This is a genomic window from Butyricimonas sp. BSD2780061689_150309_C8 (assembly GCF_015560935.1).
Lineage (GTDB): Bacteria > Bacteroidota > Bacteroidia > Bacteroidales > Marinifilaceae > Butyricimonas > Butyricimonas paravirosa.
This window is the reverse complement of record NZ_JADMSV010000015.1, coordinates 107,481-115,675: the sequence shown is the minus strand read 5'-3', so window position 1 is coordinate 115,675 and position 8,195 is coordinate 107,481. Positions and strand designations below refer to the sequence as shown.

At 43.5% G+C, this 8,195-nt stretch carries 5 protein-coding genes; all 5 read left to right on the top strand.

Annotated features, from left to right (window positions below; all coding sequences use genetic code 11):
• Nucleotides 1–139: 139 nt before the first annotated feature.
• The gene (locus tag I2I33_RS12480; protein ID WP_087422164.1) at nucleotides 140–3,673 is read left to right on the top strand and encodes a SusC/RagA family TonB-linked outer membrane protein; all 3,534 of its coding nucleotides are present in this window, start codon (nucleotides 140–142) and stop codon (nucleotides 3,671–3,673) included.
• 12 nt (nucleotides 3,674–3,685) lie between these two features.
• Nucleotides 3,686–5,248, top strand: coding sequence for a RagB/SusD family nutrient uptake outer membrane protein (locus tag I2I33_RS12475; RefSeq protein WP_087422163.1), 1,563 nt, complete (start codon nucleotides 3,686–3,688; stop codon nucleotides 5,246–5,248).
• A gap of 11 nt (nucleotides 5,249–5,259) precedes the next feature.
• Complete coding sequence (locus I2I33_RS12470; RefSeq protein WP_140402617.1) at nucleotides 5,260–6,132, top strand: hypothetical protein; 873 nt, start codon at nucleotides 5,260–5,262, stop codon at nucleotides 6,130–6,132.
• Between the two features lie 12 nt (nucleotides 6,133–6,144).
• Complete coding sequence (locus I2I33_RS12465; protein ID WP_087422161.1) at nucleotides 6,145–6,879, top strand: fibrobacter succinogenes major paralogous domain-containing protein; 735 nt, start codon at nucleotides 6,145–6,147, stop codon at nucleotides 6,877–6,879.
• Between the two features lie 68 nt (nucleotides 6,880–6,947).
• Nucleotides 6,948–8,153 carry a TlpA disulfide reductase family protein gene (locus I2I33_RS12460; protein WP_087422160.1) on the top strand — a complete coding sequence of 402 codons (1,206 nt, stop codon included), beginning with the start codon at nucleotides 6,948–6,950 and terminating at the stop codon, nucleotides 8,151–8,153.
• The last annotated feature ends 42 nt before the right edge of the window (nucleotides 8,154–8,195 follow it).

The window sequence follows — 8,195 nt, the reverse complement described above, 5'->3', positions numbered from 1 at the left end:
CTATCTCGTTACCCAATTTTCAAACAATCCGACCAACCGATTTATTCTAAGCGAGTTATCTTTTCTTGCAAAAGTTACGAAAAAAGATTGTTTTATTCACGCTTGTACGCGTGAAAAATTAAAAAAACTACTGTTAATTATGAAATTAAGTAGCTTATTGATGCTATTATTCTGCATGAATTTATCGGCTGGGATTTACGCCCAAGAAGCCAGATTGTCGGTCTCAGTCGAAAATAGTAACATCCGGGAAATCATCCGGATCATAAAACAGCAGAGCGACTACACGTTCGTTTATAACGTGGAGGAATTGGATCATATCGGATCAATCACCATGAACGTGAAGGATTCCGACGTGAGAACCATTCTCGATGCTTGCCTGAAAAATAGCGGGTACACCTACTCCATTCTCGACAAAGTGATCGTCATTCGTAAGGCTGAACCTCAACAACAGGAACAGATCAAGAAAATACGAGGTACCATCACAGATAAAAAGAAAGTTCCCCTACCCGGCGTGACCGTGCTAATCAAGGGAACCACCACAGGAGTCTCCACGGATATGAACGGGAAATTCGAAATGGTTCAGCCGAAAGATTCCAACATCGTGTTACTCGTTTCTTTTATCGGAATGAAAACCCAGACCATTCCTTACAAGGGACAGGACCTGACCATCGTGATGGAAGAAGATTCACAGGAAATGGAAGAAGTGGTTGTCACCGGTTATCAAGTCATTAATAAGAAAAAATCCACGAGTGCCATCACTTCAGTAAAAATGGATGATATTATGATTCCGGGTGCCACCTCCATCGACCAGATGCTGGAAGGACGAGTTTCAGACATGATCTTAATGACGAATTCCGGAGAAGTGGGTGTTGCCCCAAAAATCAGAATCCGGGGAACATCGACATTGGTCGGGAACCGAGAACCGTTGTGGGTCGTGGATGGAATCATCGTGCAGGACCCTGTACCCATCTCGTCAGAGGAACTAAATGACCCCGATTATATTAACCGGATCGGTAATGCCATTGCCGGACTAAACCCGCAAGACATTGAACGTCTCGATATTCTTAAAGATGCCGCCGCTACCGCCTTGTACGGGACGAAAGCGGCCAACGGGGTAATCGTGATCACAACGAAAAAAGGACGTGTCGGAGACCCGATTATCAGCTACAACATGACCACCACTTTCCGGCAACGCCCGCGCTACACGGATCGGAAAATTAACGTGATGAATTCAAGAGAAAGAATCCAACTTTCCCGTGAATTATTTGACCAGCACTACGTGTACAACGGGAGTGTAAACCCGGTAGGTTACGAGGGACTTTTGAATGACCTGTACAACGGAAAACTCACGGATACGCAATTTTCCCAAGAGGTTGCCAAACTTGAAACCATGAATACCGATTGGTTCAAGCTTTTGACTGAAGATACCTTTTCCCATCAACACACCGTTAGTATTTCAGGAGGCTCCGAGAAAACCCGCTATTATTCCTCTATCGGCTTTTCCAGAGATAACGATGTTATCAAAGGGAATTACAATCAACGTTACACGGCCTCATTAAACGTGGAAACCACACTGACCAAATGGTTTACAGCCTCTTTCCAGATGCAAGGGAATGTCAGCCACCGGGAATACAATCAAGATGCCATAAACCCGATGGATTACGCGTACAATGCCAGCCGGGCAATCCCTGCCTACGATGAAAACGGGAATTACGCTTACTACAAGAAAATGACAGGCAACAGTTCACGTCGGAATTATAACATTTTGAACGAACTGGAAAACAGTTATACCGATCAACACACGTCCGGAATTACCGTAAATGCCAACCTTAAATTCAATTTTACAAACTGGCTGAACGCAAATGCCATCATTTCTTACACGAATTCCAACGCCGAGATCGAAGGTTACTGGGGAGAAGAGACATACTATGCCGCCTCTCTTCGGGGAACGGAATTCGGAACAATTCCCACCCCCGGCGAAGACAGTAATAGCGTGTTACCTTTCGGGGGTGAATTGACTCGAAATGAAACCCGTAGTAACTCTTACACGGCTCGTTTACAGGTTAATGCCAACAAATATTTCGGAGCCGACGAACAGCATAATATCAATGCCAGTGCCGGGTTCGAATTAAGTTCCTCTCGATACAACGGTTTCAAAAGCGTGGATCGCGGGTATTATCCCGACCGGGGTAAAATGTTCGTCAGTAACATCAGTATTTCAGATTACCCGACTTACGGTTCGTGGTTGGCAAGCAATGTCCCGAGCGTGACGGATAATCTGACGAATATGCTATCCGGGTATGCTACTCTCTCTTATAGTTATCAAAACTATTTCACAGTAAACGTGAATGCCCGCGTGGACGGTTCCAACAAGTTCGGAGACCAGAGTAATAATAAATTCTTACCTATCTGGTCTGCATCCGGGGCGTATAACATCTCGGAACATGACATGCTGCAAAAGGAGTGGATCGACTATATTACCCTGAAAGTTTCTTTCGGTTACCAAGGAAACATGTTGGAAGATCAATCCCCGGTCATGTTGATCCAAAAGAACCCAATGGACCCTTATTATAATGAAATGACCTCCAAAATTACACGGAATCCGAATCCGAACTTGAAATGGGAAAAAACCAGCTCATTCAATACCGGATTAATGTTTTCCCTCTTACGCAATCGTGTACAAGTAGAAGGACAGTATTATTACAAACGCACGAAGGATGCCTTTATGACAAAAGAAGTGGCAAACATGAACGGCGTGGATTCTTACGTAATTAACGGTGGAGACGTGGAAAACAAGGGTTACAGCGTCGATATTACCGTTTCTCCCATTTCCAGACAGAATGTACGCTGGACATTATCGACCTCATTTTCCAAAAACTTCAACAAAGTGAAGAACGATCCGGACGCACAAACCTATAATTACTCGGATTTTCTAAACGGGACCGTGGTCGTGAAGGATAAGGCCGTGAACACATTCTACTCTTATAAGTTTATCGGGATCAGTCCCGTGGATGGAGGACCGATGTTTGACGATATGGAAAACAACAAACACGAGTTAAGCGGGTTAAGCAAATATGAAACCTTTACCCGCGTGTTAAAAGCATCCGGACGCAGGGAGCCTTATATGTCCGGTGGATTAAGTACCACGCTACGATACAAGAACCTGCGTATGAGCGCCATGTTCTCGTATAGCTTAGGTGCCAAAACCCGTTTGTTCCGAATGTTTAATGACAATATAAAACCGGAATTCAATGTTCACCGTGATTTTCTAAAACGCTGGCAGAAGCCGGGGGACGAGAAAAGCACAAATATCCCCTCTTTGATGTCTTACGGAAGTGCCGCGTATTATAGATACTATACCCATTACTCCAATCTTTTTGATGATATACAACCCTTTGCCTCGGACGCTTGGACAATGTATGATTATTCGGATGCACGAGTGGTCAGTGCCAACTATCTGAAATGCTCCAGTCTTAGTTTCACGTACGAGTTCGGGGAGCGTATCTTGCCGAAAATAGGGATGTCACGGTTGGCCCTGACGTTATCAGGCACGAACCTGTTCACGCTTTGTTCCAGCAAATTAAAAGGTCAAACACCCACACAAGGAGGATTCAGCGAAATACAATTATCCGAACGTCCGACTTATTCATTCGGTTTAAGTGTCTCATTTTAAAAACAGGATTCCATGAAAAATATATTATTTATCGGATTACTATTACTCTCCATGAGTGCCTGTTCGAGTTTCTTGGAAGAATACTCCCAGGATCTGGCAAGAGTTGAAAACATTACCGACCTTGACGAACTATTACTAGGAAGCGCTTATCTCCCCGCCGGCAAGATCAGCAGTACCAGCTCCGGAGGAAGTTCCATGAACGGCGACCCGTACAGTTATTTCATTCATTTCATGTCCGACGAATTACAGCAAAACGGATCGCAAGTAGATCGTTCCGCTTTCGACCCGATGAGCAGTAGTATATTCGGGTATTACACTTGGCAACGAAATGTCGGCATTGATATTAAAGGAACCATGATCGGAACGGAAAATTCATTCTGGAAATCGACCTACCAATACATCAATGCAACTAACATGATTCTGGATGAACTGGAAAATGTCAGTGCAAAAGGAAACGAGGAAGAATTAAATAAGATTCGGATAGAAGGAGAGGCTCGTTTCCTGCGAGCCCTGTATTATTTCTCGCTGGTAAACCTGTATGCAGAACCTTATGCCCCGTCAAAAGCAGCCCAAACACAGGGGATCCCATTAAAACTCACCTCCTATATTGAGGATAAGGATTACACGTGTAGCAGTGTGTCCGAGATTTACGAACAAATTATACGGGATTTGAAAAAAGCGGAAGAATGTCTTGCCCAAACCAGTCGTAAGTCCGTCTACCGGGCAGACCTGACAGCTACCTACTTATTAATGAGTCGCGTGTATCTTTATATGCAAGATTACAAAAATGCCCGGACATACGCACAATACGTACTTGACAGAAACGATAACCTGACCGATCTGAAATCGTTCGCCGGACAGGACAATGTATTCACCTCGCAATCAAGCGAAGTACTATTCTCCATGGGGGGACATTTACTATCCTCCTACATCTACGGGAGTGATAGTAACGAGGAACAATACCCGTTTTACGTGTCAGAGGACTTGATTAAAGCATTTGATAATGACAACGATTTGCGAAAATCCCTTTACATCACGGAAGGAACATTCGGTTATTATTACAAAAAAATATACTGGGGAAGAAGTCATTATAACGAAGCTTGTAGCGTGTCGGACAATTTCATGTTCCGAACATCCGAGGCTTATCTGAATTTGGCCGAGGCTGCCGCGTTCGACGATGACGAACCCACCGCTCGCCGGATTCTCGGTTTATTACAGGCGAAACGTTTCAGCACGCCCCCGGCAATCACCGAAAGCGGTAACGCCTTGATTGATTTAATCCGTCATGAACGTCAAAGAGAATTGTGTTTGGAAGGCCACCGCTGGTATGATTTACGCCGTTACACCGTATGCGAAAAATATCCTTGGTCAAAAAGCTTTCAACACGTCTTTACGGATTATGAACTGAGTTTATCTGTTTATGACTATGTTGCCATACGCACCCGGGTTTTCGAGTTAGAGGCAAACGATAAGGCATATACATTATCATTCCCGAAAGAAGTTCTGGATTTCCAAAACAATTTAAGTAAAAACGAACGTCCGGATCGTATTCCGGTGGAAACCATTAATCATTAAACATGAAAGCCATGAACAAAATATATTATATTATAACCCTTTGTATATTCATTATTTCTTGCGGTAAAGAAGATACATTGGCGCCAACGGGGGCACGTGATGATTATTTTACCATTTCACCCGATGCCACCGATCCCGAATCTGTATTACGTAGAAATTTTTACGAAACTAACGGGGTGCATCTACTCTTCAACGATACTTTACGCCACGAACAAAGAGGTACAAATGCAGACGGAACACCCTACTGGTTCACGGAAATCATCGACTTGGGATACTCCATGACAAGCCTTACCAGTGGACTGAAGTTCAACTACCTGCAAGGCCAAACGATCAAGGAAACGGGTATTGATTTCGCGGAAAATCAGATACTTTCCCATTTAGGGAGCCAGATACGCCCCTACTCCATCTTACTTGCCGGGCAAATCTACACGTACAACCGGGATCAAAACACGTACAAATACTACGATTTTTATAACGGAATGCGTTGTTTGGCCATTAGTTGCGACAAAATCCCCACGATGAGCGAGGATGAAATTTACACTTTCCGGCAAAGTATTCTTCTGGATATTGCAAGCAATAAAATAAAAAATTTGGAATCAAGTGTTTTCACTGAATTTTATTCATTCTGCAGTGAATATTACGGGGAATATTACTCGGATCTAGGAATAAGCAGGCCCACGGGGGATGACTTGTATGCCTACGGTTTCATATCCTCCTACTATTCCAGTTTCCCGTCAAGAAGCAATGACGTGACGGCCTTCACGCAAGCTTTATTCAATACCAAAGAACAGGAATTCAAGGAAAAATATGCCAATTTCCCGGTCATCATTCAAAAATACAATATCATTAAAAATATTGTCATGGATATGGGATTTAAATTTTAACACGAGAAGGATATGAAAAAAACAATCTATACAATATGTCTTGCCCTGATGACTTTCTGCATCGGGTGTGATGATGACGATAATCATTTGCCACAGGTGAAACCGGAAAGCACCGGAACCCTCACGGATGACGAGGGAAACGAATACACTTGGGTCCGCTATGACGGTCTGGACTGGATGACCTCTAATTTCAAAGCCGGAACCCCGTATTACGAATTAAAAGATTCATGGGGATGGAGTGACCTAATCAGTATCAGTGATAAAGATCAAGCCATTGCCGATTACGATATGTACGGGAATCTATACACGTACGAGGATGCCATTGCCAACGCACCAGAAGGATGGCGATTACCCACGGATGAGGATTGGAAAAAACTGGAAAAAGCCTTAGGAATGTCTCCCGGTGAACTCGACGATACAGGATGGCGAGGTTCTGTCGAGGGTGAACTCATACAACAAGATGAAACGGGAAGTGGCATACATTTACTCCTTGCCGGATATGTCAGTTTACAACCGGGAACTCCTCTTTTTCAATACCTACGTCAAGTCCGTGAATACGGGTATTACTGGAGCAGCACGGTTGACGAAAGCTACACGCAATCAACCGCCGTGTACTACCGGAGAATTCGTTTCAATTCTTCACAGATAGAACGAACGAGTACCACCATCGAGGAAAAAGATTACGTTCAGAATGTATATAAAAGATTCATGAGCGTACGTTACGTGAGAGACGCACAAAACAATTAAACATGAAAATTGAAAATGGAGAATGATAAACCAAAACTTTCTCCATTTTCACAAATACCATTCACAAAATGAGACAATTATATTACATTGTCGTGGCACTGTTATTATGTGGTGCCTGCGACAAACAGGGAGGGTATGTCATCCGGGGAAGTTTTCCCGGTTTGAAGGACGGGATGATCGTTAAATTGAACCAGATCGAGGACCCGTTCAACGAAATCAACCTAAGTATAGACACGGTACGTAACGGTCAATTTGAATTAAAAGGTGTTACCCCCTCTCCCGTGTTCTGTAAAATAACCATCAGTAACAAAGACCTTGTCACCGATAAAAAAGAAATCAAAAATAACGGTACACTCTTGTTTCTCGATAATTCAAAAATGGAGTTACAAGCAGAGCATTACGATAGTCTATCCTACATTATCTTCATGCATCCTCTCTCTACTCGAGGGAAAGCTAAGGTAACAGGCGGACCGCTACAAACCGAATTCAATCACTATCGTGAAGTGTTACAACCTTTGGAGGCAGACGTAGACATTCCCTCGTCTAAATTACTGGAGGCAAGGTTCTACAAACACCAATATTCTCCGGAAGAATACAGTAAACTTTACGAGGAACAATACCCGTTATTGCTCTCCCGTCAGGCAAAAGTCGATGCGGCCCGCATGGATTTTATTCGCCAATACCCGACATCTCCCCTATCTCTATACATTGCAGAAACATTGATAAACACGGAATTTTCCCGCACCAAGGAAGAGTTGGAGGAATTGTCACGTATCACGGCCCACGTGGAAGATTCCGTACGCAAGCCACGTTTTTTGAAAAGGCTAGAACTTGCACAATTTCAATATAAAGGAGTAATATACACCGATCTCTCGCTGGAAACCCCGACAGGAGAAAACGTGAAATTATCGGAGCATATCCAACCGGGACGTTACACGATTCTGGATTTTTGGGCATCCTGGTGCGGACCTTGCAAGGCTGCCATTCCCTCTATAAAAAAACTCTACAACGAGTACAGCCGGGAAATGCTGGATGTGATCAGTGTATCGGTAGATGAAAAAAATGCAGACTGGCAAAAAGCCTTGAAAGAAGAAAAAATGGAGTGGGCGCAATTAAGAGCCGCACAAAGAGAAAACATGATGGAATTGTCGTTTAAATACAATTTACTCAGCATTCCGCGTCTGATGCTGGTGGACCCGGAGGGTAAAGTTGTCTTTAGCGGTAACGATGCCGATGCCCTACGATTAACATTCAAACAATTAGTTAGGGAATAATAACTCGTATAATCACCGTATTGTATTAAATCAAAAAAATCA